This window comes from Acidovorax sp. DMC1 (assembly GCF_056314325.1).
In genome coordinates this window covers 1-25,113 of record NZ_JBQUYO010000013.1, presented here as the reverse complement: position 1 = coordinate 25,113, position 25,113 = coordinate 1, and the positions used below count along the sequence as shown (strand labels likewise).

Genomic DNA, 25,113 nt, shown 5'->3' with positions numbered 1-25,113 from the left:
GTGTCCTCGCCGGGGGGGCGCATGCGGCGCCTGGGGCGCAACACTCGCCACCGCTCACACGCCCACCGCCCTGCGCGCAGGCCCGGCGATGGGGCGCGTCAGATCCGTGGCCACCGTTGCCAGCTCGGCGGCGTCCAGGTACACCGCGCCGTCTTCCACCTTCACGGCAAACTTCGGCGTGCAGCCCTCGTCGGGCGCCGAGGCCTGGCCGTCGCACAGGCCAATGGTCCAGTTGTGCAGGGGGCACGCCACATGCGTGCCAAACACAATGCCCTGGCTCAGCGGGCCGCCCTTGTGGGGGCAGCGGTCCAGCAGCGCAAACACACCACCGGCGTCGTTGCGGAAGACGGCCACATCCAGGCCCTGGGGGCGCGCCACGCGGCGTGAGCCCAGCACGGGGATGTCGTCCACCCGGCAGATCAGCTTCCATTCAGGGGTTGGGTTGTTGGTGGTCATGGGAATCGTCCTTGGTGTTGTTCGGTGGGATGTCGGGGGCGCGTGTGGGGCCGTTGCAGGGCAGGCTGTCAGCTGCTGCCCAGTGCGGCATACAGGCCGGTCACGCGGTCCATGCTGGCGAGCAGGTTCTCGCTGCTCACAAACACTTCCGACACCTGGCGGAAGGTGTTGTTGCTGGTGCCCAGGCGCTGCAACGCAGCGTCAAAAAAGACCCACTGGCCATCGGCCAGCAACAGCTCTTGCCGGATGCGATTGGTGGCCTGCGGCGCGTTGCGCAGCAGCTCGGTGGCGCTGATGAACTCGTCGCGCGCCTTGGCGATCTCGGTGGTGGCGGTGGAGGTGTCCACCCCCAGCATGGCCGACAGGCAGAACTTGGCCATGCGCTGGCTCAGCATGCGCTGGCGGCCTGCCACGTTGACCAGCTTGCCCACGGGCTTGCCCGAGGCGGCTTCGTACTGCACGGTGCCCTGGTGGGCCAGCGCCAGCACCTTGGCATCGGCCTGCAGCAGGGCGGCCGCGCCGTCGCGCGACGGTGCGGTGCCCAGCAGCGTGGCCTTGTGGTCGGCCCACGCCGATTCCAGCTTCGTGTAGGTGTCGCGGATGATGGGCGAGGGCGCATAGGCCTTGAGTTCGGCCAGCTGCCGCTCGAACAGCGCCAGCGACTGGTCCAGCACGGCGCGCGCTGCGGGCGTGTCGGACTTGTGGGCCAGCGCCAGCCAGGCTTTGCCCATGCGCTGGCTCAGCATGCGCTGGCGGCCTGCCTTGTTGATGGCGTCGTTCAGGTCCGTGACCTGGGCCTGGGCGGTGCCCAGCGACATGATGCCCAGGGTGCTCCAGGCCGTGGTGTAGCCGGCGGCGGTCAGCAAGGTGCGGCGTTGCATGGTGTGCGGCTCCGGGCGCTTCAGGCGGCGGTCAGCGGGGCAAACTGGCGCGTGTCCACGGCGGCCTTGTCGAACTCGAACCAGGGGTCGGGCTCGCCGTCCAGCGCAAACTGCAGCTGTTCCCACAGCGCCTTGCGGCCTTCGTGGTCTTCGAGGATGCGCTTTTTCACATAGTCCAGGCCCACGCGGCTCACGTAGTGCACGGTGCGCTCCAGGTACCAGCCTTCCTGGCGGTACAGCTCGCAGAACGCGCCGGTGTACTCCAGCACTTCTTCGGCAGTTTTCAGCTTGGTGAAGAAGTGCGCCACCTCGGTCTTGATGCCGCCGTTGCCAGCGACGTACATCTCCCAGCCGCTGTCCACGCCGATGATGCCCACGTCCTTGATGCCGGCCTCGGCGCAGTTGCGCGGGCAGCCGCTCACGGCAAACTTGACCTTGTGCGGCGCGTACATGCGCCACATGGCGCGCTCCAGGTCCTTGCCCATCTGCGTGCTGTCCTGCGTGCCCATGCGGCACCACTCGCTGCCCACGCAGGTCTTCACGGTGCGCAGCGCCTTGGCATAGGCGTGGCCGCTGGGCATGCCGATGTCCTTCCACACGTTGACCAGGTCTTCCTTCTTCACGCCCAGCAGGTCAATGCGCTGGCCGCCCGTGACCTTGACGGTGGGGATGTGGTACTTGTCCACTGCGTCGGCAATGCGGCGCAGCTCGTCGGCGGTGGTCTCGCCGCCCCACATGCGGGGGATGACGCTGTAGGTGCCATCCTTTTGAATGTTGGCGTGGCTGCGCTCGTTGATGGCGCGGCTTTGCGGGTCGTCCTTGGCGTCCTTGGGCCAGGTGCTGATGAGGTAGTAGTTGACGGCGGGGCGGCAGCTGGCGCAGCCGTTGGGCGTCTTCCATTCCATGAACTTGAAAACGTCGCCAATGCTCAGCAGCTTGTTGGCACGGATCGCGTCGCGCACCGCCTGGTGTCCGTGGTCGGTGCAGCCGCACATGGCCTTGGTCTTGGGTGTGGCGCTGTAGTCGCCACCGGCGGTGAACATGATGATCTGCTCGACCAGGCCCGTGCACGATCCGCACGATGCACTGGCCTTGGTGTGCTTGCGCACTTCGTCGAGCGTGAACAGGCCCTTGTCCTTGATGGCCTTGCAGATGGCGCCCTTGGTCACGCCATTGCAGCCGCACACCTCGTCGCTGTCGGCCATGGCCGATGCCTTGCTTTGGCCCTGGTGGCCCACGTCGCCGATGTTGCTCTCGCCAAACATCAGCTTGTCGCGGATGTCGCTCACGCTGCGGCCGTCGCGCAGCAGCTTGAAGTACCAGCTGCCGTCCACGGTGTCGCCATACAGGCAGGCGCCCACCAGCTTGTCGTCTTTGATGACCAGCTTTTTGTACACGCCGCCAAAGGGGTCGCTCATCACGATCTCTTCGGTGTTCTCGCCACCCTGAAAGTCGCCTGCGCTGAACAGGTCGATGCCTGTCACCTTGAGCTTGGTGGAGGTGAGCGAGCCCTGGTAGCGGCCAATGCCGAACTCGGCCAGTTGGTTGGCCAGCACCTTGCCCTGCTCGAACAGGGGCGCAACCAGGCCATAGGCAATGCCCCGGTGCGCGGCGCATTCGCCCACGGCGTAGATGCGCGCGTCGGTGGTGGTTTGCAGCGTGTCGCTCACCACAATGCCGCGATTCACATGCAGGCGCATCTTTTCAGCCAGCGCGGTGTTGGGGCGGATGCCCACGGCCATCACCACCAGGTCGGCGGGCACTTCGGTGCCGTCCTTGAACTTGACGGCGCTCACGCGGCCTTCGGCGTTGCCCACCAGCTCCTGCGTCTGCGCGCCCATCAAGAAGCGCATGCCACGGTCTTCCAGCGACTTCTGCAGCATCTTGCCCGCCACGTCATCGAGCTGGCGCTCCATCAGCGAGGGCATCACATGCACCACGCTCACGGTCATGCCGCGCTTCATGAGGCCGTTGGCAGCCTCCAGGCCCAGCAGGCCGCCGCCGATGACGACGGCGTGCTTGTATGTGGCGGCTGCGTCGATCATGGCCTGTGTGTCGGCAATGTCGCGGTAGGCCAGCACGCCCTGGAGGTCTTTGCCGGGCACGGGCAGGATGAAGGGGTTGGAGCCCGTGGCCATGATGAGGCGGTCGTACTCGGCGGTGATCACATCACCGTCTTTGCTGGTGGCGGTGACCACGCGGCGTACGCGGTCCACATCGGTCACGGTGAAGCCGGTGTGCAGCGTGATGTGGTTGTCGGCGTACCACTGCCAGTCGTTGAGGATGATCTCGTCAATCGTCTGCTCGCCCGCCAGCACGGGCGACAGCAGAATACGGTTGTAGTTGGGGTGCGGCTCGGCCCCGAAGACCGTGATGTCATACAGATCGGGGGCAATCTTGAGCAGCTCTTCCAGCGTGCGCACACCGGCCATGCCGTTCCCCACCATCACCAGTTTGAGCTTTTTCATCGTGACTCCGTCGGTTCCATCGCCTGGGCGATGCCAAAAACAAAAAAGGCGTCCACACAATGCAGCTCCGACCTTCCATCGAAACCGCATGTGGGGACGCCTTCGTCCATACAACCCCTTGGTGCGCCGTTGCACCGCTGAATTGCGTGGCCCCGTGGGGCCGTTGCTTGGGTTAAGCAATGGCCGTGCCAGAGTTTGTGCACTGATCTGGGGTGACAGCACAGGGGCCTGCCCTGTGCAGCACGCGCTTGGGGGCGGTAGCCGTGGACCGGGCTGCGCGCAGCGGTGCATGCATGCACCAGCTTGGGCATGGAACCTGCATGGAGCTGGTGCATGAGTTTTGAACTGGACATCGGCCACACCTCGCAGGCCGGGCGCAATGAAGTCAATGAAGACTTTGCCGCCCTGTTGCAGGGGCAGGGGCGCGACCGCGAACGTGGCGCCATCGCTGCCATTGCCGATGGCGTGAGCACCGGAGGCAACGGGCGCGAAGCCGCCCAGACCACGGTGAACACGCTGGTGAACGACTACTTCGCCACGCCCGACACCTGGGACACCACCGTGGCGCTGGACCGCATCCTGAGCGCGCACAACGGCTGGCTCGCGTCGATGAACCGGCGCCGCCAGCCCGCCGTGGGCCTGACCACGCTCACCGCCATCGTGCTGCGCGGCCAGTCGTACACGCTGGCCCATGTGGGTGACACGCGCGCCTATCTGTTGCGGGGAGGCCGGCTGCAGCTGCTGACGACCGACCATGTGATGGCGCAGCGCGACTTTGCGCATCAGCTCACCCGCGCCATGGGCCTGGACGACCATGTGGTGGTGGACTACAGCCAGGGCGAACTGCACAGCGGCGACCTGCTGGTGCTGCTGTCCGACGGCGTGCACGGCAGCTTGCCCGAGCGTGAGCTGCGCCAGCTTCTGCGGGCGGACGCGAGCGCCCAGGCACTGAGCGACGAGATCACGCGCGCAGCCCTGCGCCGGGGCAGCACCGACAACGTGACCGCACTGGTGGTGCGGGTGCAAGGGGTGCTGGAGGCCACCTTGCAGGACGAGTCCCGCCGAGCCCTGCAGTTGCCGGTGTTGCCCTTGCTTAAAGTGGGTGACCCCGTGGATGGCCTGGTGGTGACCGCGCTGGTGGCCGACAGCGGCGTGCACCGCATCTACCAGGTGCGCGACCCGGCCACCCAGCGGCTGTATGCGCTCAAGACCCTGGTCCCCGCCCGCGCGCACGATGCGCACGAGCGCGCCACGCTGGCGCACGAAGCCTGGGTGGCCCGGCGCATGCAGTCCGGCCACGTGGCGGTGCACCTGGCGCGCCTGAACACCTGGCCGCCCGAGCAGGGCGGTGCAGGCCCCGGTGCCAGTGCGTTTTATCTGCTCTATGACTGGCATGCGGGGCAGACCCTGGGCCAGCGCCTGCGTGCCCGCCAGCACCTGGGTGTGCCCCAGGTCGTGTCGGTGGTGATGCAGGCGGCGCAGGTGTTGGGATGGCTGCACCGGCAAGGCGTGGTGCACCGCGACATCAAGCCCGACAACCTGCACCTGGGCGACGACGGCGTGCTGCGTGTGCTGGACCTGGGCGTGGCCCTGTCAGGCCGCGAGCCCGAGGCCACGCGCCGCCTGCACGCAGGCACCCCCAGCTACATGAACCCCGAGCAGTGGCCCGGCTACGAGAAGAACGGCGACCCGGCCGGCCAGTTGCCCGATGCGGGCAGCGACCTGTTTGCGCTGGGTGTCACGCTGTACCAGCTGCTGAGCCACGGGCGCCTGCCCTATGGCGAGGTGGTGCAGTACCAGCTGGGCCGCTACCACCGCGACCCAGTGGCGCCCAGCCGCCACCACCCCAGCGTGCCCATCTGGCTGGACCAGATCGCCTTGAAGGCTGTGGCCCGCCAGCGCACGCAGCGCTTTGAAACCGCCGAGGAGTTGCTGCTGGCGCTGGAACGGGGTGCGTCACGCCCCTTGTCCGCCCCGGGCCCACAGCCGCTGATGCAACGCGATGCCACGGCACTGTGGAAGATCGCGTTGGCGGTGAGCGTGCTGGTGAACCTGTTGCTGGTGTACTGGCTGCTGTTTTTGCCGAGGTGAGGCGATTGATTTGCTATTAGAAATATAGCTATCAAGGTATGAGGAAATTGCGCTGGGCGCCTACTTGGCTTGAAATGCGGCAAGGTGCTGCCGCGCCCTAACGGCTACGCCGTTCACGCGCTGCGCGCGCGTCCACCTTTCTCCGCCCACGTGCGGGTCCAGCGGATCTGCATCACCCGCAACAACACCAGCATGGCAGCGGCACACACCGCAATGCCCACGAAGCCCCACAGGTAGGTGCCTGTGTACTGGCGTGAAAAGCCCATGCCGTTGGGGATGAGGCCGCCGCCCAGCGCGCCGATCTCACCAATCATCGAGCCCGCCACCGCCGTGGACAGCGGCCAGCGCAGCGGAACCAGCTGGAACAGCGCGCCGTTGCCCGCGCCCAGTGCTGCAAAACACACCAGAAACAGCAGCATCGTCACCGGCAGCGAGTTCTCGGCCAGGCCGCACAGCACCATGCTCACGGCGGTGATGGCCAGCACACCCGTGAGCGTGTTGACGCCGCCCCAGTGGTCCGACAGCCAGCCGCCCATCACCCGCAGTGCGGCACCCAGAAAGGCCGCCAGCATGGTCAGCTGCCCGGCCTGCACCTTGCTCACGCCAAACTGGTCGTAGAAGTAGCTGGGCAAGAAGGCCGTGAGACCGATGAAGCCGCCAAACGTCACGGCGTAGATCAGGCTGAAGGCCCAGCCGTCTTTTTCAAACAGGCAGGCAATGTGCTCGCGGAATGTGGCGTGGGGCGCGAGGTCGGGGGGCTCCTTGGCATACACCGCCATCACCACGGCGGGCACAGCCACGCTCACGGCGGCAAAGCCATACACCGCCTGCCAGCCAAATTGCTGCGCCAGAGCGGGCGCCAGCAGTGCGGCTACCGCCGTGCCCACATTGCCTGCGCCCACGATGCCCATGGCCAGCCCCTTGAAGCGCGGTGGGAACGAGCCCGAGCCCAGCGACAGCGCCACGCCAAAGCTCGCCCCCGCCACGCCCAGCAGAATGCCCAGCGCCAGCAGGTCGTTGAAGGTGTGCACGAACAGGTAGCCATAGCCCATGGCCACAAAGATGCCTGCCATCTCGACCAGCGTGGCGCGCTTGCGCCCGATGTACTGCGCCAGGATGCCCAGCGGAAACCGCATCAGCGCGCCCGCAAAAATGGGGATGGACAGCATCATCCCCATTTGCGTGGGGGAGAGCTGGAAGCTCTCGCGGATGAACGGCGCCATCGCACCGTTGATGACCCACACCGCGCACGAAAAACCGAAGTACAGAAACGACGCCCACAGCGTGGGGGCGTGGCCGGATTTGAGGAACTCTCTGAAGTAATGCATGGGTGTGAGTGCAAAGGGCAGGGGGGCTTGCCCCTTGGCCCGGCCAGAAAACAAAAAAGCGTCCACACGGACCGCGCGGGCTGACCAGCCCCAACGCACTCCATGAAGACGCCAACGTCCTGTTCGCCCAATCCGCCATTGCACCGGGCTGACACGCGGCCAGCGTTGGCCGCGCCTAGTGGCAAGCAATGGCTATGCCAGTGCCGCCAAAGGCGTCGCCAGGGCTACCGCCAGCCGTGCTGTGAATACTGGATAAGCCTCTGCAGCTATCAAAACTGAAGCGAGCGGTCTCTCTGTTGTTCACATTGGTGCATTGCAGCGGAGGGCGCTGCACAGTGTTGGTGTGGCGCACCAGGCTGGTGAATTCGCGATGGCGGCGCTATTTATCTGTTTCAAATCCCCGGCATTCGTCATAGGATGTTCCTGACTTTTCCACTGCCGAGTTGCCCGGTTCTGGAGCGACAAGGCACCCAAGAAATGGGGCTCCCATGCGCGTCAATTTGCCGGTCAGCCAGCACGAATATGCGTTTCCCAAGGGCCAGACCCTGGTGTCCACCACGGACCTCAAGGGCCGCATCCTGTACTGCAACCCGATGTTCATCGAGGTCAGCGGTTATGAGAAGGAAGAATTGCTGGGCCAGCCCCACAACATCGTGCGACACCCCGACATGCCCGAGGAGGCCTACCGCGACATGTGGGAGACCATTGCCAAGGGCATCCCCTGGTCGGCCCCCGTCAAGAACCGGCGCAAGGACGGCACGTTTTACTGGGTGATGGCCAATGTCACTCCACTCATGCAGGGCGACCAGCCCACCGGCTACATGTCCGTGCGCACCGAAGCGACGCGCGAGCAGATCCAGGCGGCGGATGCGTTATACAAGCAGATGCAGGCCGAAAAACAAGCCGGCACGCTGGTGCACCGGCTGTCGGCCGGTCAGCTGGTCAAAGACACGCTTTGGGGCCGCGTGGGCCGGGCCCTGGCGCTGGGGCCCATGGGCAAGATGATGGCGTGCACCCTGCTGCTGGTGGTGGCCTCGTGGTGCGCCGCCTTGCTGGGCGGGCACACGCTGTCGCTGGCCTCGGGGGCGGCGTGGCTCGGGGTGGTGGTGTTGGCGCTGGGCATGGCGGTCTACCTGCACCAAGTCACGGTGGCACCGTTGTCGCAGATGCTGCTGTGGGCCAACCGCATGGCGGCGGGTGACCTTACGCAGAAGATATCGGCCACGCGCAGTGACACCGTGGGCCAGCTGCAAAAGGCGCTGGCGCAGCTCAACGTGAACCTGCTGTCCATCGTGCGCGATGCGCGGCAGGAGAGCGAGCACATGCAGGTCTCCACCCGGGAGATCGCCCAGGGCAACCAGGACCTGTCGTCGCGCACCGAGGCGCAGGCCAGCAACCTGCAGCAGACCGCCGCGTCGATGGAAGAGATCACCGGCACCGTCAAGCAGACCGCAGAATCCGCGCGCCAGGCCTCGGTGCTGGCCACGCAGGCCACCCAGGTCGCCGAGCGCAGCAGCAGCGCGGTGGACGGTGTGGCCGACACCATGAAGCAGATCCAGGCCGCGTCCGGCCGCATCAGCGAGATCACGCAGCTGATCGACTCCATTGCCTTCCAGACCAACATCCTCGCGCTGAACGCAGCGGTGGAGGCGGCCCGCGCTGGCGACCAGGGGCGTGGCTTTGCGGTGGTGGCCTCGGAGGTGCGCAGCCTGTCGCACCGCACGCTCTCGGCCGCCAAGGAGATCCGCCAGCTCATCGATGACTCGGCCACCAAGGTCACCGAAGGCCATGAAAAGACCGATGCCGCGCAAAAGACCATGGCCGAGTCGCTGGAGCTGGTGCGCCGGGTCAACACGCTGATCGGCGAGATCCACAGCGCCTCCAACGAGCAGCTCAGCGGCATCTCGCAGGTCAACTCAGCCGTGGCGCAGCTCGATACCATCACGCAGCAAAACGCCGCGCTGGTGGAAGAGAACGCGGCATCGGCCATGCAGCTCAATGGCCAGGCGCAGACCATGACCGAGACGGTGCAGGTGTTCCGCATCGACGCGTCGGCTCCCACCCAGTCGCGCGATGCGGTGGCGCTGCGCAAGGAGATGAAGGCCTCATCCAGCAGCCGGGCGCTGGCGGCGGCCTGAGTTTTTGCGGAGCCGCGCCGCACGGTGCCGCCCCCGAGCCGGCACGGTGCCTCTGTGCCTCCCTGCAACGGATGTCGCCAAGCCTCGGTCAGCGCCTTGCTGGAGGGCCGGCGCGAAGGCAGACATCAGGTGCTCTCGCGCACCGTCAGCTCAAACCCCAGATTCACCGAGTTGTGCTTGGGCACCTCGCCGCGCATCAGCGCCAGCAGCATGCGTGCGCTGGCCTCGCCCACGGCGGCGCGGGGTGTGCGCACCGTGGTCAGCGGCGGCAGCATCTGGTCGCTGCCTGCCAGGTCGTTGAAGCCCGCAATCGCCACCTGACCGGGCACCGAAAGGCCCAGGCGCTGCGCGGCCAGCAGGCCACCCTGGGCCAAGTCGTCATTGCAGAAGAACACGGCATCGACACCCGGGCGTGTGCGCAGCAGCTCTTCCAGCAGTTCGCCGCCCAGGCGCATCGACGAGGGCTGCGGGCTCAGCAGTTCCAGCTTGGGGTCGTAAAGGCCTGCGTCGCGCAGACAGCGGCGGTAGCCCTCGGCGCGCTGCATGGTGCGTGGGTCCAGCTGGGCGGCCACAAAGGCGACTTTTTTGTAGCCCCGTGCCAGCAGGTGGGCCGTCATGCTGTGGCCCGCGTCCTGCTGCGAAAACCCCACGCAGAACACGCCCGGCGCCGAGGTCATCTCCATCAGGTGCACGCACGGCACGCCGCTGGCAGCAATCAGGTGGCGCGACGCCTCTGTGCGGTCAAAGCCGGTGACCAGCAGGCCCGCCGGGCGGTGCGCGAGGTAGGTGCGCAGCAGTTGCTCTTCCTCCTGCGGGTCGTAGTGCGTCACGCCGATCAGCGCTTGGTAGCCCTGTGGGAACAGGGTGCGGTGCACGGCTTCCAGCACGTCCACAAACAGTGCGTTGGACAGCAGCGGCACCAGCACCGGCACCTGCACGCTGCGCTGTGACGCCAGTGCGCGGGCGGCAGGGTCGGGCACATAGCCCAGTTGCTCTGCGGCGGCCTTCACGCGCTGCACCAGTTCTTGCGCCACACCCCGCTCGCCGCGCAGTGCGCGGGACGCGGTGATGGGGCTGACCTCGGCGGCCTTGGCCACGTCGCTCAGCGTGATGCGGCCGCTGGAACGGCGTTTGGCGTCGGGTTTTGTCTCGGGTTTGTTCAAGGGTTAACCCTCATGGGGCTGGGGGTGGATCTGGTTAGGATAGCGCTGTCCAAACTCTTGGGCAAGGCAACGCCAGCCATTTTGGATCAAGTTGCTCAGCTTGCCACAGTTTGTGCGGCATCCAGACCGGGTGCCTTTTTTATGGATTGTTTGGATAGCGCTACCAATATGAGTTTTCAAGCGTCACCCGCTTTTGTGGTCGTCATGGGCGTGGCGGGCTGTGGCAAGTCCAGCCTGGGTTCTGCCCTGGCACAGGCCGAGGGCCTGCCCCTGATCGAAGGGGACGACCACCACAGCCCCACGAGCCGCGAAAAGATGCGCCAGGGCATTGCACTGACCGATGCAGACCGGGAAGGCTGGCTGACCACCTTGGGGCAACTGCTGCAAGCCCAGCCCCAGGGCGCGGTGCTGACCTGCTCGGCGCTCAAGAAGGTCTACCGGGACCGCTTGCGCAACGCCTGCCCCGGGCTGCGGTTTGTCTTTCTGGAGATTGACCGCGCGAGCGCAGGCCAACGCGTGGCTGCCCGTGCGGGCACCCACTTTTTCTCCAGCGCCTTGGTGGACAGCCAGTTCGCCACGCTGGAATCCCCAGTGGGCGAGGCGGGCGTGCTGCGCCTGGATGCATTGCTGGACCTGCCCACGCTGCAACAGCAAGCCTCCGCCTGGCTGGCCACGAAGGAGACCGCATGAGTTCCCCCGCACAACAAGCCGTGCCGCAAAGCCGCTTTGCCCGGGTCTCCCAGGTGCTCATGGCCAGCTGCCTGGGCGTGATGGCCGTGGCCGTGTTCATCAACGTGGTGCTGCGCTACGGCTTTGGCAGTGGCGTGGCGGCCAGCGAAGAGCTCTCGCGCCTGCTGTTCGTCTGGATGGTGTTCATCGGTGCCGCAGCGGCCTACCCCGCAGGTGAGCACATGGCCTTCACCAGCTTGGCAGGCCTGTTGGCCCAACGCCCGGTGGCCTTTGGTGTGCTCACGGCCGTGATCCGGCTGCTGGTGATGGCCGCCTGCGCCATGCTGGCCTGGGGCGCCTGGCAACAGGTGGTGGTGGGCATGGGCAGCCGCTCGGTGGTCATGGCCTACCCGGCGGCCTTGCTGCCGCTGCCAGCCTTTTTGTGTGCGGTGGCCATCGGGGTGATGGCAACCATTGAATTGATTCAACGCAAGCCCTTGGACTTGGGCCATGGCGCGGAGGTGGAGTGATGTTCGGACTGACGCCTGAAGCCTTGGCCTTTGTGGTCTTTTCGCTGGGCATGCTGGTGCTGATGGGCACCGGCATGAACATGGGCCTCGCCCTGGTGCTCACGGGCGCTGGCATGGCCTGGGTGCTGGACTTCTGGGACGCGCAGTTGCTGGCCCAGAACCTGGTGGCGGGGGTGGACAGCTTTCCGCTGCTGGCCGTGCCCTTCTTTATCCTGGCCGGTGAGCTGATGAACTCGGGCGGCATCAGCCGCCGCATCATCGACATGGCGCAGGCCTGGGTCGGGCACATCCGGGGCGGGTTGGGCTATGTGGCCATTGGCGCTGCGGTGCTCATGGCCAGTATGAGCGGCTCGGCCCTGGCCGACACCGCCGCGTTGGCCACCATCCTGCTGCCCATGATGCGGCAGCAGGGCTACCCCATGAATACGTCTGCTGGGTTGATTGCCTCGGGCGGCATCATTGCGCCCATCATCCCGCCGTCCATGCCGTTCGTGATCTATGGCGTGACGACCAACACCTCGATCTCGGCGCTGTTTGTGTCGGGCATCGTGCCGGGGCTGATGATGGGTGTGGGCCTCATCTTTGCCTGGCGCTGGGTGCTGCGCGGCATGGACCTGCCCCAGGGTGAGCCCCTGCCCATCAAGGACCGCCTGCGCTCCACCGTGCGCGCTTTCTGGGCCATGCTGATGCCGCTCATCATCATCGGCGGCATGAAGACGGGGGTGTTCACCCCCACGGAAGCCGCCGTGGTGGCCGCGTTCTACGCCCTGGTGGTGGCGCTGTTCGTGCACCGCGAGATGAAGCTGGCCGACATCTATGGTGTGCTGGTGCGCGCAGCCAAGACGACCTCCGTCGTGATGTTTTTGTGTGCTGGCGCCCAGGTGGCCAGCTACATGATCACGCTGGCCGACCTGCCTAATGTGTTGACGAACTGGCTGGGCCCGCTGGTGGAGAACCCGCGCCTGCTGATGGCCGTGATGATGATCGTGCTGGTGCTCATCGGCACGGCGCTGGACCTCACGCCCACCATCCTGATCTTTGCGCCCGTGATGCTGCCCATCGCCGTCAAGGCGGGGATCGACCCGGTGTATTTCGGTCTGATGTTCGTGCTCAACGGCGCCATCGGCCTCATCACCCCGCCGGTCGGCACCGTGCTCAACGTGGTCGCCGGGGTAGGGCGCATCTCGATGCACAGCGTCATCAAGGGCGTGAACCCGTTTCTCATCACCTACGTGCTGATCCTAGCGTTGCTGGTGGTCTTCCCGCAGATCGTGACTGCGCCCGTCGTCTGGCTGCGCTAGCCGTTAGCTGTTTGCTTGTTCCTCTTTCCCGTTTTTCTTGCCAATGGAGACAACCATGAAAACTTTCCGTCGCACCCTGCTGGCCGCTCTGTCGGTCGCTGCCATCACCTGCTCGTTCCAGGCCGCAGCCCAAGACTTCAAGCCGCGCATCATCCGTTTTGGCTACGGTCTGAATGAGGACTCCAACCAGGGCCGGGCCACCAAGCTGTTTGCCCAGGAAGTGGAAAAGGCTTCGGGCGGCAAGATGAAGATTCGAGCCATCGGTGCCGCCGCGCTGGGCTCGGACGTACAGATGCAGCAGGCCCTGATCGGCGGCGCGCAGGAGATGATGGTGGGCTCCACGGCCACGCTGGTGGGCATCACCAAAGAAATGGCGATCTGGGACACGCCGTTCCTGTTCAATAACGCCAAGGAAGCCGACGTGGTGCTGGACGGCCCCGTGGGCCAGAAGGTGATGGACAAGCTGCAGGAAAAGGGTCTGGTGGGTCTTGTGTACTGGGAGAACGGTTTCCGCAACCTCACCAACAGCAAGCGCCCTGTCAACAAGCTGGAAGACATGGACGGCATCAAGCTGCGCGTGATGCAGAACAACGTGTTCCTCGACAGCTTCAAGACCCTGGGCGCGAATGCTGTGCCGCTGCCGTTCTCCGAACTCTTCACCGCGCTGGAAACCAAGACGGTGGACGGCCAGGAGAACCCTTACAACACCATCCTGTCGAGCAAGTTCTATGAGGTGCAGAAGTACCTCACGGTGACCAACCACGTCTACAGCCCCTGGATCGTGCTGGTCAGCAAGAAGTACTGGGACGGCCTGTCGAAGGCCGAGCAGAAGGTGCTGCTCGATGCCGCCAAGAAGAGCCGCGACTTCGAGCGCCAGGACACGCGTGCCGAGGCCGACAAGGCGCTGGCCGACCTCAAGGGCAAGGGCATGCAGGTCAACGAACTGCCCGCCGCCGAAGCCAACCGCATGCGCGAAAAGCTCAGTGCTGTGAACGCCAGCATTGCCGCCAACGTGGGTGAGGGTTTGTGGAAGGAAGTGCAGGGAGCCGTGGCCCAGGCGCGCGCTGGCAAGTAAGTCGGGGTGGACGCCATTGGCAGCCTTTGAGCTGTCGATGGCAGGCTTCGACCTCTCCGTGTAGCGAAGCGCCATGAAAAAGGCCGAGGCCCCAATAGGGGCCTCGGCCTTTTGGCATTTGCAATCTTCCACCTGCACCGAAGTGCAGGCCGGTCCAATTACAGGGAGCCGATTTCGCCGGAAGAGATCTGGCCGGTGCGCACGGCTTCAGCAGCCTGGGCACGCACAGCAGCACGGTCAGCGGTGGACTTGTAGGTCACCACACGCGAACCAGCGGGTTCGATGGAGCGGGTTTGAGCCACGGTAGCGGCTTCAGCTTGGACTTCAGCGCGGGTGCGGTTGGTTTCGAACTTGGTGGCGAATTGCGAAGCATCGGCTTCGTCAGCCTGGGCACCAAAAGAGGCGAAAGCAGCCACAGCAGCGATGGAGAGGAAACGGGCAGCGTTGTTCATGATGAAACTCCTGTGAAATTCAAAAAATTGGGGACGATGTGTCTGGAATACGCGGTGGGTGACGTGGTGGATTCAACGGGTTGAATCAGCCGCCTTCAGCGGGGCCCACGCGGCCAGTGCGCATGGCTTGTGCAGCAGCTTCAGCACGCACGGCAGCGCGGTCAGCCGTGGACTTGTAGGTCACCACGCGGGAGCCAGCGGGCTCTTGGCTGCGCATTTGCACGGCGGTGGTGGCTTCAGCGATCACTTCAGCGCGGGTGCGGCTGGTCTGGAATTGGGTGGCGAATTGCGAAGCGTCGGCTTCGTCAGCCTGGGCGCCAAAAGAGGCGAAAGCAGCGACAGCGGCGATAGACAGGAAACGTGCGGTGTTGTTCATGATGGAAATCCTTGAAGTTAAAAAAGCGTCTCAAAAAACCGGGTGAAGATCAGAAACGACTCGCTTCGCACCGGGTTCGGTGAGTCGCCTTGCGGGTTCGGCTCATCGATGGGATGAACTGTACGCCGGTGCTGTTCAGAGAAAAACCACTGAGTCGCGAACTAACTGTTCCAGTATTGGAAACAATCTTTCGGACTGTCTGCCGTGTTTGCCGGCCTTCGGAACCGTGGCGGTTTGCCATGGAAACCGCTGGGCGCTGGCAAGCCGCAGATGCCGGAAAGAGGTGTGTGGTCGGTGCGGTGAACATGGGCTCCATCGTGCCGGGGCAGCCCGGGGGCGTCGTCTCGCCGCGGTTTCGCTTCTTTTCAGTTTGTTTCGCAGCGTGCGCTATGCAACGGCGCAGAAACATCCGTTGCGTTCGCCGCGCAACAGCACGCTCAAAAAGCGCCGCACATGGGGCTTGCGTGGGTTGCGCCCACGGGGCTTATGGGCTGAAATCTCTCTGTGCCTGTTTCCGTTTTCACGAGGGAGGTTTCCATGACCGCAGTCGCCAAGATTCTTCAGTCCAAACCCGACGCCACCGTCCACACCATCAGCCCTGCTGCCTCCGTGCTGGATGCCCTCCAGCTCATGGCCGACAAGGGCATCGGTGCGCTCATCGTGACCGAGGGTGCGTCCATCGTCGGCATCTTCACCGAGCGGGACTACGCCCGCAAAATTGCCCTCATGGGGCGCACGTCGGCCGTCACCCAGGTCAAGGATGTGATGACCTCGGCCGTGATGTTTGTGCGCCCGGACCAGACCAGCGAGCAGTGCATGCAGCTCATGAGCAACAACCGCCTGCGCCACCTGCCCGTGGTGGATGGCGGCAAGCTCGTGGGCATGATTTCCATTGGCGACCTGGTCAAGGACATCATCTCCGAGCAGAAATTCATCATTGAGCAGTTGGAGAACTACATCACCGGGAGCCATTGAGGGCAGCTCCCCGAGGCGCTATGCGCCTTCTGCCCCTTCTCTGAAGGGTTGTGCCGTTCGGGAAGGGGGACGCACCCGGCGCGATGGGGCGCCCCTTGGGGGGGGGCTATGGTTCTGGCATGGGTACCTAAACAAAAAGGGCTCTGACCGATCTGGTCAGTGCCCTTTCCTTTTGGTGGTCTGCGCGGTGTCTGAGCTGGCCGCTCAGGCAGCTTTTTCGACGTGGCCCTGCCGCGTATAGAGAAAGTCGATCACCGCCTTGCGATAGTGCACGTACTGCGGGTCTTCGGCCAGTTCCACGCGTTTGCGGGGGCGGGGCAAGTCGACGGTTAGCACCTCGCCAATCGTGGCGGCCGGGCCGTTGGTCATCATCACGATTTTGTCGGACAGCAGCACGGCCTCGTCCACGTCGTGGGTCACCATGACCACGGTGCTTTGGGTGCGGGCCACGATCTCCAGCAACTCGTCCTGCAGCTTGGCGCGGGTCAGGGCGTCGAGCGCGCCGAAGGGCTCGTCCATCAACAGCACCTGGGGCTCCATGGAGAGCGCCCGTGCAATGCCCACGCGCTGCTTCATGCCGCCCGAGATTTCGCCGGGGCGCTTTTGACCCGCGTGGGTCAGGCCCACCAGCGCCAGCGCGGCATCGGTGCGGGCCTTGAGCTGGGCCTTGCTTTCCTTGGCGCCAAACACGCGCTCCACCGCGAGGTAGATGTTGTCAAAGCAGGTGAGCCAGGGCAGCAGCGAGTGGTTCTGGAACACCACCGCGCGCTCCGGCCCCGGGCCCTTGATTTCCTTGTTGGCGCACAGCAGCGCGCCATTGGTGGGCGTGGTCAGGCCCGCGATCAGGTTGAGCAGGGTGGACTTGCCGCAGCCCGAGTGGCCGATGAGCGCGACGAACTCGCCCTTGGCAATCGTCAGGTGAATGTCGCGCAGCGCCGGGAACAAGCCCTTGGCCGTCTTGAAGGTCTGCTCGACGCCGTGGATCTCGATGAACTTGGTGCTCATGGAGGGGTGTGCGGATGCTGTAGCGCTCGTGTTCATGCTTTCACCTCTTCAAAAGTAAATGCGGTGGCCAGCTTGATGAGCGCGTACTCCAGCAGCAGCCCGACGATGCCGATCACAAAGATCGCGATGATGATGTTCTTGACGTTGAGGTTGTTCCACTCGTCCCACACCCAAAAGCCGATGCCCACGCCGCCGGTCAGCATCTCGGCCGCCACGATCACCAGCCACGCGGTGCCCACGGCCAGGCGCACGCCGGTCAGCATGTAGGGCAGCACGGCGGGGAAGAGGATCTTGGTGGCGATCTTCCACTCGCTCAGGTTCAGCACGCGGGCCACGTTCATGTAGTCCTGCGGCACGCGCTGCACGCCCACGGCGGTGTTGATGATCATGGGCCAGATGGAGCAGATGAGGATGGTCCAGGTGGCGGCGGGGTTGGCGCCCTTGAACACCAGCAGGCCGATGGGCAACCAGGCCAGTGGCGACACGGGGCGCAGCAGGCTGATCAGCGGGTTGAACATGCGCGACAGAAAGCTGAAGCGCCCGATCACGAAGCCCGCGGGAATGCCCACCAGCGCCGCCATGCCAAAGCCGATGGCCACGCGCTGCAGGCTCATCAGCACGTTCCAGCCCACGCCCTGGTCGTTGGGGCCGTTGCGGTAGAAGGGGTTGCTGAACACCTCCAGCGCCTGCAGCCAGGTGTCCTTGGGGCTGGGGATGCTGCCGCCCGTGGTGGTGGAGACCACCGCCCACAGGCCGATGAGCAGGCCCAGGCCACACAGCGGCGGCAGCACGGCCAGCCAGAAGCTGCGCGAGAGGGCGGACCAGTCGCGGCCAGTGGCCACGCTGGAGGGCGTTGCAGGTGCCTTGGGGGCAGATATCGCAGCCTTTTGGCTTCTTGCGCTAGTGGATGATGCGCTTGCAGCTACAGTATTCATAGCATTCTGTGCGGCCACGGGGGCTGCATCCAACGGGGAGTGAAAGACGGCACTGACCATGGTTTTCTCCTGTGCAGGGCTTGCTTGCGGGGTGGCCGGGCGGGCGCTGGGGCAGGGTTGCCGTCAGGCCTTGATCTTGAAGCCGTCGGCGTACTTGGCGGGGTCCTTGCCGTCCCACACCACGCCGTCGATGAGTTTGCTGGTGCGCAGCACATCCTTGGGCACGCTGATCTTCATGGCGCTGGCCACCGACTTGTACAGATCGACCTGATTGACCTCCTTGGCCACGGCCAGGTAGTCGGGGTGGCTCTTGAGCAGGCCCCAGCGCTTGTGCTGGGTCAGGAACCACATGCCGTCCGACAGGTAGGGGAAGTTCACCGCGCCGTCGTTGAAGAACTTCATGTGGTTGGGGTCGTCCCAGGTCTTGCCCAGGCCGTTCTGGTAGCGGCCCAGGATGCGCTGGTTGATGGCGTCCACGCCCGTGTTCACGTACGCCTTGCCGGCCACGGTCTCGGCCATCTTCATCTTGTTGGAGAGGCTGGCATCGATCCACTGGCTGGCTTCGAGTACGGCCATCATCACGGCGCGCGTGGTGTTGGGGTACTTCTTGACGAACTCGGCCGTGGTGCCCAGCACTTTCTCGGGGTGGTCCTTCCAGATGTCCTGCGTGGTGTTGGCCGTGATGCCGATGCCGTCCATGATGGCGCGGTGGTTCCAGGGCTCGCCTACGCAAAAGCCGTCCATGTTGCCCACCCGCATGTTGGCCACCATTTGGGGCGGCGGCACGGTGATGAGCTTGGCGCCCGACAGCGGGTTGATGCCCGCAGCCGCCAGCCAGTAGTGCATCCACATCGCGTGGGTGCCGGTGGGGAAGGTGCCCGCAAACGTGTATTCGCGCTTCTCGCTGGCCATGAGCTTGGCCAGGGACGGGCCATCCACGGCGCCCTTGTCGGCCAGGGCCTTGGAGAGGGTGATAGCCTGGCCGTTGTTGTTCAAGTTCATCAGCACGGCCATGTCCTTCTTGGGACCGGCGGTGCCCAGGTGCACCCCGTAGACCAAGCCGTAGAGCACGTGGGCAAAGTCCAGTTCGCCGTTGACCAGCTTGTCACGCACGCCAGCCCAGCTGGCTTCCTTGTTGGGGACGATGGTCACGCCGTATTTCTTGTCAAAGCCCAGCACCGAGGCCATGACCACGCTGGCGCAGTCGGTCAGCGGAATGAAGCCGATCTTGACTTCCTTCTTCTCGGGGGCGTCGGAGCCCGCTGCGTGGACAAGCGCGCGCAGCGCGGGGCTCACACCCACAGCGCCCACGGTGGCGGCCTGCAGCACGGTGCGGCGGTTGAGGCTGGTTTTCAACAGATCGGTCATGGGGCATCCCTGGTGGCGTGAAAAACAAAAAAGGCGTCCTCACACCGCGCCTGGCTGCATCAAAGCAACGCCGGGAGCGGGTGGGGACGCCTTTGTCCTGGGTGAAGCCTGGAACGGGGCCGGGGCTCCTTGCCAGCACCGGCCCGCCGTTGGGTCAGTGCTGTCAGTGGTCAGACCTGCATTGGTCTTGCACTGTGCAATGCAAAGCGCGTGCCAGCGTGCGCTGCGCCATATTGGAGCGTTGGTTGCTATGGAATGAATAGCTGTCTGCGGTTGATTGATAAGCGCTACACGTCTGCGGGGCTTGCAGCAGGGGTGTTCTTGTTGTGATCAGTGTGGTCGCACTGCCTTTGTGCGGCGCACCATTTGGGAGGGGCCTTGGAATTGGGCGCGGCCCAGGCGAGGGATGCCAAGCAATGGCCGCCGAGCCGCGTATGCGGCGCTTCGCTTGCGTGCGAGGGCATCGTCCCCCTTCCCGAATGACGCAGTCATTCGAGAGAAGGGGGAAGCGGCGCAGCCGCTCAGGGGGGGGTCTCTGGTTTTATCCCAGCAGATCCATCACGTCCAGCATGCGCTGGGCCACGTCCACGAGCTTCAAGCCCTTGTCCATGGCGGTCTTGCGCAGCTTTTCGTAGGCGGCCTGTTCGGTCAGACCCTGGCGCTGCATCAACAGGCCCTTGGCGCGGTCGATGGTCTTGCGGTCTTTGAGCTCGGTCTTGGCGTCGGCCAGCTCGGCGCGCAACGCCTGCTCGTGCTGGAAGCGGGCCATGGCCACGTCCAGAATGGGGCGGATGCGCTGCGGTGCCAGGCCCGCCACGATGTAGGCAGACACACCGGCCGCCACCGCGTCCTTCACGTGCGAGGTGTCTTCATCGTTGGTGAACATCACGATGGGGCGGCGTTCGTCGCGTGTGGCCATCACCACATGCTCCAGTGCGTCGCGGGCCTCGCTCTCGGCGTCCACGATGATCAGGTCGGGCTGGAGCTGGGCAATGCGCTCGCTCAGAAACACGTCGGCGGGCAGCGTGGCCACCAGGTTGAAGTTGTTCTCCAGCAGCCCGATGCGCAGCGCCCGCGACCGCTCCGCCTGTTCCACGGAGTGTTCGTCGTCAGGGTCGGCGACTGCCAGATCCGGGGCCACCACCACGATGCGCAAAGCCTCATTCATACCGGCGAGGATAAGCAATTTTTACGCCACAAATTGGTGCGCCGGGGTGGTGCACACCCTCCGCGGGCCCTTGCAGCCTCCCTGCGCTCCGGGTTATCCCGGCCACAAGCCCGCTGCGCCTCGCGGTACTGGGCCCCGTTGCAGGGCCTGAAAGTTGCTAATACTGACACCGTGGGAGGGCATACCCGGTAGCCCGCCCAGCAGGGCGTCGCATATACATCTGCACACACAGTCACACTGAAATGGAGTTTTTTGCATGAACAAGCACATCAACCGGCGCCGCTTCTCGGCCAGCATGGCCTTGACCGCAGTGGCGACTGCCGCACTCCTGACCGGATGCGGCAAGGTGCCGGACACCATCAAAATTGGTGTAGCGCAGCCCCTTTCTGGCCCGCTGGGCGCCCTGGGGCAGGATCTGCTCAACGGCGTGAAGCTGGCGGTGGATGAACTCAACAAGTCCGGCTACACCGTGGACGGCAAACGCGTGACGCTGGAGGTCGTGTCCGTGGACGACAAGGCCGACGCCACCACCGGCAAGGCTGTGGCGCAGCAGCTGGTGGATGCGGGAGTGGTGGCCGTGGTGGGCCACCTCAACTCGGGCGTGAGCATCGAGACCGCCCCCATCTATGCCGCCAAAGACATTCCCCAGATCGCCATCTCCACCAACCCCAAGTTCACGCAGCTCGGGTTCCCCACCACGTTCCGCATGGTGGCCAACGACACCTTGCAGGCGCGCGCCATCGGCTCGTTTGCCGCCACGCAACTGGGCGCCAACCGCTACGCCGCGCTGGACGACGGCACGCCCTACGGCAAGGGCCTGGCTGACGGTGCTGCAGCGCAGCTCAAGGCCGAGAAAAAAGAAGTGGTGGTGCGCAAGTCGTTCGACGACAAGACCGTGGCCTTTGACGAACTGGCTGGTGAACTCAAGGCGGCCAATGTGGAGGTGATCGTCTCAACCCTCAACGACTTCCAGGCCCTGGCGCTGCTCGAATCGCTCAAGAAGGTAGACCACACCAAGGTCAGCCTGCTGGGCGGCGACACCATCAAGACCACCGACATGACCAAGGGCGCAGGCATCGTGCAGGGGCTGTACGCCACCTCGCCCGTGCTGGAAGCCAAGGAGTTCACCACCGGCAAGACCTTCCTTGAAAAGTACATCGCAGCCTTCAAGAAGCCTCCTGCCTATGGCGGCCACTACAGCTACGACAGCACCTACGTGCTCTCGGCCGCCATCCAGAAAGCCAAGTCCGCCGACCCCAAGGACATCACCAAAGCGCTGCACAGCATCAACGGCTACGCCCCGGTGATTGGCACCATGACCTGGGACGACAAGGGTGAGCAGCGCTACGGCGCCGTGGGGGTGTACGAACTGCGCAGCGGCAACTGGGAGCTGCGCATGCGGTCGGACCGCTGGTAAATCCTGGGGCTTCAACACCCTACGTGCTCAACCCCTGTCGGCTGGTGCCCGCAGGGGTTTTTTTTGGAGCGAGGGAATCCACGAAAGGCGCTGGTGCGAAAAGTTCGGGGAAGATGTGTAACTTTCTGGTAAAAATTGGTTGCGCTCCACTAGGGGCCGTCGCAGGCAATTGCCTGAAGCCAAAAACTTCCGCTCGCATGCTGCCCGGAAATGTTCCTGAGGCATTTTTTGTGAATCCTGTTTCCGCCTTCTCGTTTCAGCCTACGCCCGGCAAGTTGCAGGCAGTGGCCTTCATCGCACCAGAAAGTCACATATGACCCAGAACAGCAGCGACTCCACCACATTCCCACCCGCTCCAGCCAGCGTGTCGGCCAAAACCCAGGTGGTTTTTGTTTTCGATGATTTGCCTGATTGGCAATCGCTTGTAGCTGGCTTGCCAGCAGGGGCCGAAGTGGTGGTGCTGGATGGCGGTCAAGATGGCCTAGCGCTGATTGTTCAGCATCTGGAAGGCCGAAGCGGCATTGACGCGCTGCATATCTTCAGCCACGGGGGGCAGGCGCAATTGACACTTGGCGCGAGGGTCTTGGACCAGGGGGCCTTGGCTGGAGAGGCCGAGGCGCTGGCGCGCATTGGCCAGGCGCTTGGGGAGTATGGCGACATCCTGTTGTATGGCTGTAATCTGGCCGAGGGTGAGGCAGGGGCACTTTTTGTCAGCGAAATGTCGTCGTTGACCGAGGGCGATGTGGCGGCTTCTACCAACCCGACCGGGTCAAGTCTCCTGGGAGGCGATTGGGAGCTCGAACGTCACACTGGCAGCATTGAAGCGGGGCTGTTTGGTGTTGGCGATAGGGTGACTTATGCCCATTTGCTGGCGGCGCCGACCACGGAGACCTTCGACGGTGTCACGGTGGATGGTTCCGGTCACAGCTTCGGCACCCCCGGTCAGGCACGCGTCATCAATGGCTGGACCTTCTCCTTGTTGGATGCCAACGGCGCCCTCGACACCGGCGTGAACAGCTATGTCGATGTGACCAATCGCACTGACGAATCCTCCCTGGCGAACGACGGAAGCGATCACGCGGCCTTGCTCAACGGCAGTTATGCAGCGGGGACGGGGCAAGCCGCTGCTGTGCTGGCGGCTTCGGATGGATCGGAGTTTGCGTTCCAGTCCATCGTTGTTGAACAGTACCTGTCGGGCGGCGCTGACTATCGCCTGGTGGGCTATCGCAACGGCAGCGCTGTCAGTGGCGCCACGCAGAACTTCACCGCAGGCACATATCCCAACAACGGCAACCTGGTCACGGTCTCCGGCAACGCTTGGCAGAACCTGGATGAAGTGCGTATCGTGCGCCAGAGCGGGGAGACCGACATTTCCATCTATGTGGACGACATCACTGTGGCTGCCGTCGTGCGACCCACCGCCACCGTGGTGGTCGCCGACACAGCGCTGGCTGCGGGAGAAACCTCGCTGGTCACGTTCACCTTCTCCCAGGCGGTGACCGGGTTCACCAATGCGGACCTGAGCATCGCCAATGGCAGCCTGAGCGCCGTCAGTTCCAGCGATGGCGGTATCACCTGGACGGCCACCTTTACGCCCACGGCCGGTGTCACCGACACGACCAACCTGATCGTCCTGAACATGGCGGGCGTGGCCATGGTCACCACGGCGGCCACCGGCACGGGCACCCAGAACTCCAACAACTACGTCATCGATACCGCGCGCCCCACAGCCACCCTGGTGGTGGCGGACACCGCGCTGGCCATCGGAGAAACCTCCGGCGTCACCATCACCTTCAGCGAGGCCGTTACGGGCTTCACCAACGCCGACCTCAGCATCGCCAACGGCACACTCAGCGCCGTGTCCTCCAGCGACGGCGGTACTACCTGGACGGCAACCTTTACACCCACAGCCAGCGTCACGGACGCCGCCAACGTCATCACTCTGGACAACACCGGCGTTGTTGATGCAGCAGGCAATGCGGGTACAGGTACCACGGACTCCAACAACTACGCCATTGACGGGGTGCGCCCGACGCTAGCCTCGGCGATCACCATCAGCGACACCGCCTTGCGCATTGGTGACACGGCCACGGTCACCTTTACGTTCACCGAACCCGTGAGTGGCTTCACCACCGCAGATGTGACGGTTCCCAATGGATCTCTCTCCGGCCTGAGTAGCAGCGACGGCGGCGTTACCTGGACAGCCACACTGACACCCAGCGCCAGTACCTTGGCTGCCAGCAATGTGCTCACGCTGGACTACACGGGCATCACTGATGCAGCGGGCAATGCTGGCACCGGCAGCGCCACCAGTGGCAACTACGCGGTGGACACCCAGCGCCCCACCGCCACCGTGGTGGTGGCAGACGCAGACCTGACCGGCGGCGAAACGTCCCTGGTCACCATCACCTTCAGCGAAGCCGTCACGGGCTTTACCAATGCCGACCTCTTGGTGGACAACGGCACACTCAGCGCGGTCTCTTCCAGCGATGGCGGCATCACCTGGACTGCGACCCTCACCCCAACGGCCAGCGTCAACGACGCCAACAATGTCATCATGTTGGACAACACGGGTGTGACTGACCAAGCGGGCAACGCGGGCACGGGCACCACCAACTCCAACAATTACACCGTCAACACGATGGGCCCTACGGCCAGCATCGTCGTCGCAGACACCGCGCTGGCTGCAGGTGAGACCTCCGGCGTGACCATCACGTTCAGCGAAGCGGTCACTGGCTTTGACAACAGCGACCTCACCGTTGCCAATGGCACGCTCAGCGCAGCGTCTTCCAGCGACGGTGGCATCACCTGGACGGCGACCTTCACCCCCACGGCTGGTATTGACGACCCCACCAACGTTATCACCCTGGAAAACACCGGTGTCACCAACGCTGGGAGCACGGCAGGCACCGGCACCACGGACTCCAACAACTACGCCATCGACACCCAGCGTCCCACAGCCACCGTGGTGGTGGCGGACACTGCACTGGCAATTGGCGAGACCTCGTTGGTCACCATCACCTTCAGCGAAGCCGTCACCGGCTTCTCCCTCGCCGATCTGACGTCGGAGAATGGCGCCTTGAGCGGCTTGAGCACCAGCGACAATATCACCTACACCGCGACCTTCACCCCGAACGCGGGCATCACCGACACCACCAACCTCATCACCCTTGACAACACCGGGGTGATCGATACCGCAGGCAACGCAGGCACGGGCACCACCGACTCCAACAACTACGCCATCGACAGCCAGCGCCCCACCGCTACCGTGGTGGTATCCGATGCGGCCCTGACCGCAGGCGAGACCTCGCTGGTCA

20 protein-coding genes are annotated in these 25,113 nt (G+C 64.5%); 9 read left to right on the top strand and 11 right to left on the bottom strand.

The window, feature by feature from the left end:
- Positions 1-54: 54 nt before the first annotated feature.
- The 3 genes from nirD to nirB form a co-directional block, all read right to left on the bottom strand.
- Positions 55-456 carry a nitrite reductase small subunit NirD gene (gene nirD / locus ACT531_RS20860; RefSeq protein WP_476018660.1) on the bottom strand — a complete coding sequence of 134 codons (402 nt, stop codon included), beginning with the start codon at positions 454-456 and terminating at the stop codon, positions 55-57.
- A gap of 68 nt (positions 457-524) precedes the next feature.
- A complete protein-coding gene (locus ACT531_RS20855; RefSeq protein WP_476018659.1) occupies positions 525-1,337 on the bottom strand; it encodes a type IV pili methyl-accepting chemotaxis transducer N-terminal domain-containing protein in 813 nt (270 codons plus the stop codon).
- Positions 1,338-1,357: 20 nt separating this feature from the next.
- On the bottom strand, positions 1,358-3,805 hold the full coding sequence (gene nirB, locus ACT531_RS20850) for a nitrite reductase large subunit NirB (protein WP_476018658.1): 2,448 nt from the start codon (positions 3,803-3,805) through the stop codon (positions 1,358-1,360).
- Between the two features lie 333 nt (positions 3,806-4,138).
- Between nirB and ACT531_RS20845 the strand changes: the two genes are divergently transcribed.
- On the top strand, positions 4,139-5,896 hold the full coding sequence (locus ACT531_RS20845) for a bifunctional protein-serine/threonine kinase/phosphatase (protein ID WP_476018657.1): 1,758 nt from the start codon (positions 4,139-4,141) through the stop codon (positions 5,894-5,896).
- 113 nt (positions 5,897-6,009) lie between these two features.
- Here ACT531_RS20845 and ACT531_RS20840 read toward each other — a convergent pair whose 3' ends face one another.
- The gene (locus ACT531_RS20840) at positions 6,010-7,224 is read right to left on the bottom strand and encodes an MFS transporter (protein WP_476018656.1); all 1,215 of its coding nucleotides are present in this window, start codon (positions 7,222-7,224) and stop codon (positions 6,010-6,012) included.
- Positions 7,225-7,712: 488 nt separating this feature from the next.
- Here ACT531_RS20840 and ACT531_RS20835 point away from each other — a divergent pair, with 488 nt between their 5' ends.
- Entirely contained in the window at positions 7,713-9,362 is a 1,650-nt protein-coding gene (locus tag ACT531_RS20835; RefSeq protein WP_110959901.1) for a methyl-accepting chemotaxis protein, read from the top strand.
- A gap of 125 nt (positions 9,363-9,487) precedes the next feature.
- Here ACT531_RS20835 and gntR read toward each other — a convergent pair whose 3' ends face one another.
- Entirely contained in the window at positions 9,488-10,525 is a 1,038-nt protein-coding gene (gene gntR / locus ACT531_RS20830; protein WP_476018655.1) for an HTH-type transcriptional regulator GntR, read from the bottom strand.
- Between the two features lie 168 nt (positions 10,526-10,693).
- Between gntR and ACT531_RS20825 the strand changes: the two genes are divergently transcribed.
- From ACT531_RS20825 to ACT531_RS20810, 4 genes are read left to right on the top strand one after another with little or no spacing between them, the layout of a single operon-like run.
- Positions 10,694-11,215, top strand: a complete 522-nt coding sequence (locus ACT531_RS20825) for a gluconokinase (protein WP_343736144.1) — start codon at positions 10,694-10,696, stop codon at positions 11,213-11,215.
- Positions 11,212-11,724, top strand: coding sequence for a TRAP transporter small permease (locus tag ACT531_RS20820; protein WP_476018654.1), 513 nt, complete (start codon positions 11,212-11,214; stop codon positions 11,722-11,724). Before ACT531_RS20825 ends, ACT531_RS20820 begins: the two co-directional genes overlap by 4 nt.
- Positions 11,724-13,025, top strand: coding sequence for a TRAP transporter large permease (locus ACT531_RS20815; protein WP_476018653.1), 1,302 nt, complete (start codon positions 11,724-11,726; stop codon positions 13,023-13,025). The genes ACT531_RS20820 and ACT531_RS20815 overlap by 1 nt, the downstream gene beginning before the upstream one ends.
- Positions 13,026-13,080: 55 nt before the next feature.
- Positions 13,081-14,100, top strand: a complete 1,020-nt coding sequence (locus ACT531_RS20810; protein WP_015015151.1) for a TRAP transporter substrate-binding protein — start codon at positions 13,081-13,083, stop codon at positions 14,098-14,100.
- A 158-nt stretch (positions 14,101-14,258) separates the two neighbouring features.
- Here ACT531_RS20810 and ACT531_RS20805 read toward each other — a convergent pair whose 3' ends face one another.
- A complete protein-coding gene (locus tag ACT531_RS20805; protein WP_060984433.1) occupies positions 14,259-14,552 on the bottom strand; it encodes a hypothetical protein in 294 nt (97 codons plus the stop codon).
- An 85-nt stretch (positions 14,553-14,637) separates the two neighbouring features.
- A complete protein-coding gene (locus ACT531_RS20800) occupies positions 14,638-14,928 on the bottom strand; it encodes a DUF4148 domain-containing protein (RefSeq protein WP_015015149.1) in 291 nt (96 codons plus the stop codon).
- A gap of 537 nt (positions 14,929-15,465) precedes the next feature.
- Between ACT531_RS20800 and ACT531_RS20795 the strand changes: the two genes are divergently transcribed.
- Entirely contained in the window at positions 15,466-15,903 is a 438-nt protein-coding gene (locus tag ACT531_RS20795) for a CBS domain-containing protein (protein ID WP_015015148.1), read from the top strand.
- A gap of 204 nt (positions 15,904-16,107) precedes the next feature.
- Here the strand turns inward: ACT531_RS20795 and ACT531_RS20790 are convergent, their stop codons facing one another.
- The 4 genes from ACT531_RS20790 to ACT531_RS20775 all read right to left on the bottom strand — a co-directional run bounded on the left by ACT531_RS20790 (position 16,108) and on the right by ACT531_RS20775 (position 20,379).
- Positions 16,108-16,944 carry an ABC transporter ATP-binding protein gene (locus tag ACT531_RS20790; RefSeq protein ID WP_043565578.1) on the bottom strand — a complete coding sequence of 279 codons (837 nt, stop codon included), beginning with the start codon at positions 16,942-16,944 and terminating at the stop codon, positions 16,108-16,110.
- Entirely contained in the window at positions 16,941-17,903 is a 963-nt protein-coding gene (gene ntrB / locus ACT531_RS20785) for a nitrate ABC transporter permease (protein ID WP_476018652.1), read from the bottom strand. Before ntrB ends, ACT531_RS20790 begins: the two co-directional genes overlap by 4 nt.
- A 63-nt stretch (positions 17,904-17,966) precedes the next feature.
- Entirely contained in the window at positions 17,967-19,211 is a 1,245-nt protein-coding gene (locus tag ACT531_RS20780; RefSeq protein WP_110959885.1) for a CmpA/NrtA family ABC transporter substrate-binding protein, read from the bottom strand.
- A gap of 541 nt (positions 19,212-19,752) precedes the next feature.
- Positions 19,753-20,379 carry an ANTAR domain-containing response regulator gene (locus ACT531_RS20775; RefSeq protein WP_476018651.1) on the bottom strand — a complete coding sequence of 209 codons (627 nt, stop codon included), beginning with the start codon at positions 20,377-20,379 and terminating at the stop codon, positions 19,753-19,755.
- A 256-nt stretch (positions 20,380-20,635) separates the two neighbouring features.
- On the opposite strand from ACT531_RS20775, the gene ACT531_RS20770 reads away from it, so the two are divergent.
- Both ACT531_RS20770 and ACT531_RS20765 read left to right on the top strand, forming a co-directional pair.
- Entirely contained in the window at positions 20,636-21,796 is a 1,161-nt protein-coding gene (locus ACT531_RS20770; RefSeq protein ID WP_476018650.1) for a branched-chain amino acid ABC transporter substrate-binding protein, read from the top strand.
- Positions 21,797-22,109: 313 nt separating this feature from the next.
- A partial coding sequence (locus ACT531_RS20765) for an Ig-like domain-containing protein (protein ID WP_476018649.1) occupies positions 22,110-25,113 on the top strand: 3,004 nt, incomplete at its 3' end.

Excerpts from the sequence above, each read along its gene's own strand:
- nirD (WP_476018660.1), bottom strand. The coding sequence starts at position 456 with ATGACCACCAACAACCCAACCCCTGAATGGAAGCTGATCTGCCGGGTG.
- ACT531_RS20855 (WP_476018659.1), bottom strand. The coding sequence starts at position 1,337 with ATGCAACGCCGCACCTTGCTGACCGCCGCCGGCTACACCACGGCCTGG.
- nirB (WP_476018658.1), bottom strand. The coding sequence starts at position 3,805 with ATGAAAAAGCTCAAACTGGTGATGGTGGGGAACGGCATGGCCGGTGTG.
- ACT531_RS20845 (WP_476018657.1), top strand. The coding sequence starts at position 4,139 with ATGAGTTTTGAACTGGACATCGGCCACACCTCGCAGGCCGGGCGCAAT.
- ACT531_RS20840 (WP_476018656.1), bottom strand. The coding sequence starts at position 7,224 with ATGCATTACTTCAGAGAGTTCCTCAAATCCGGCCACGCCCCCACGCTG.
- ACT531_RS20835 (WP_110959901.1), top strand. The coding sequence starts at position 7,713 with ATGCGCGTCAATTTGCCGGTCAGCCAGCACGAATATGCGTTTCCCAAG.
- ACT531_RS20825 (WP_343736144.1), top strand. The coding sequence starts at position 10,694 with ATGAGTTTTCAAGCGTCACCCGCTTTTGTGGTCGTCATGGGCGTGGCG.
- ACT531_RS20820 (WP_476018654.1), top strand. The coding sequence starts at position 11,212 with ATGAGTTCCCCCGCACAACAAGCCGTGCCGCAAAGCCGCTTTGCCCGG.
- ACT531_RS20815 (WP_476018653.1), top strand. The coding sequence starts at position 11,724 with ATGTTCGGACTGACGCCTGAAGCCTTGGCCTTTGTGGTCTTTTCGCTG.
- ACT531_RS20810 (WP_015015151.1), top strand. The coding sequence starts at position 13,081 with ATGAAAACTTTCCGTCGCACCCTGCTGGCCGCTCTGTCGGTCGCTGCC.
- ACT531_RS20805 (WP_060984433.1), bottom strand. The coding sequence starts at position 14,552 with ATGAACAACGCTGCCCGTTTCCTCTCCATCGCTGCTGTGGCTGCTTTC.
- ACT531_RS20800 (WP_015015149.1), bottom strand. The coding sequence starts at position 14,928 with ATGAACAACACCGCACGTTTCCTGTCTATCGCCGCTGTCGCTGCTTTC.
- ACT531_RS20795 (WP_015015148.1), top strand. The coding sequence starts at position 15,466 with ATGACCGCAGTCGCCAAGATTCTTCAGTCCAAACCCGACGCCACCGTC.
- ACT531_RS20790 (WP_043565578.1), bottom strand. The coding sequence starts at position 16,944 with ATGAACACGAGCGCTACAGCATCCGCACACCCCTCCATGAGCACCAAG.
- ntrB (WP_476018652.1), bottom strand. The coding sequence starts at position 17,903 with ATGGTCAGTGCCGTCTTTCACTCCCCGTTGGATGCAGCCCCCGTGGCC.
- ACT531_RS20780 (WP_110959885.1), bottom strand. The coding sequence starts at position 19,211 with ATGACCGATCTGTTGAAAACCAGCCTCAACCGCCGCACCGTGCTGCAG.
- ACT531_RS20775 (WP_476018651.1), bottom strand. The coding sequence starts at position 20,379 with ATGAATGAGGCTTTGCGCATCGTGGTGGTGGCCCCGGATCTGGCAGTC.
- ACT531_RS20770 (WP_476018650.1), top strand. The coding sequence starts at position 20,636 with ATGAACAAGCACATCAACCGGCGCCGCTTCTCGGCCAGCATGGCCTTG.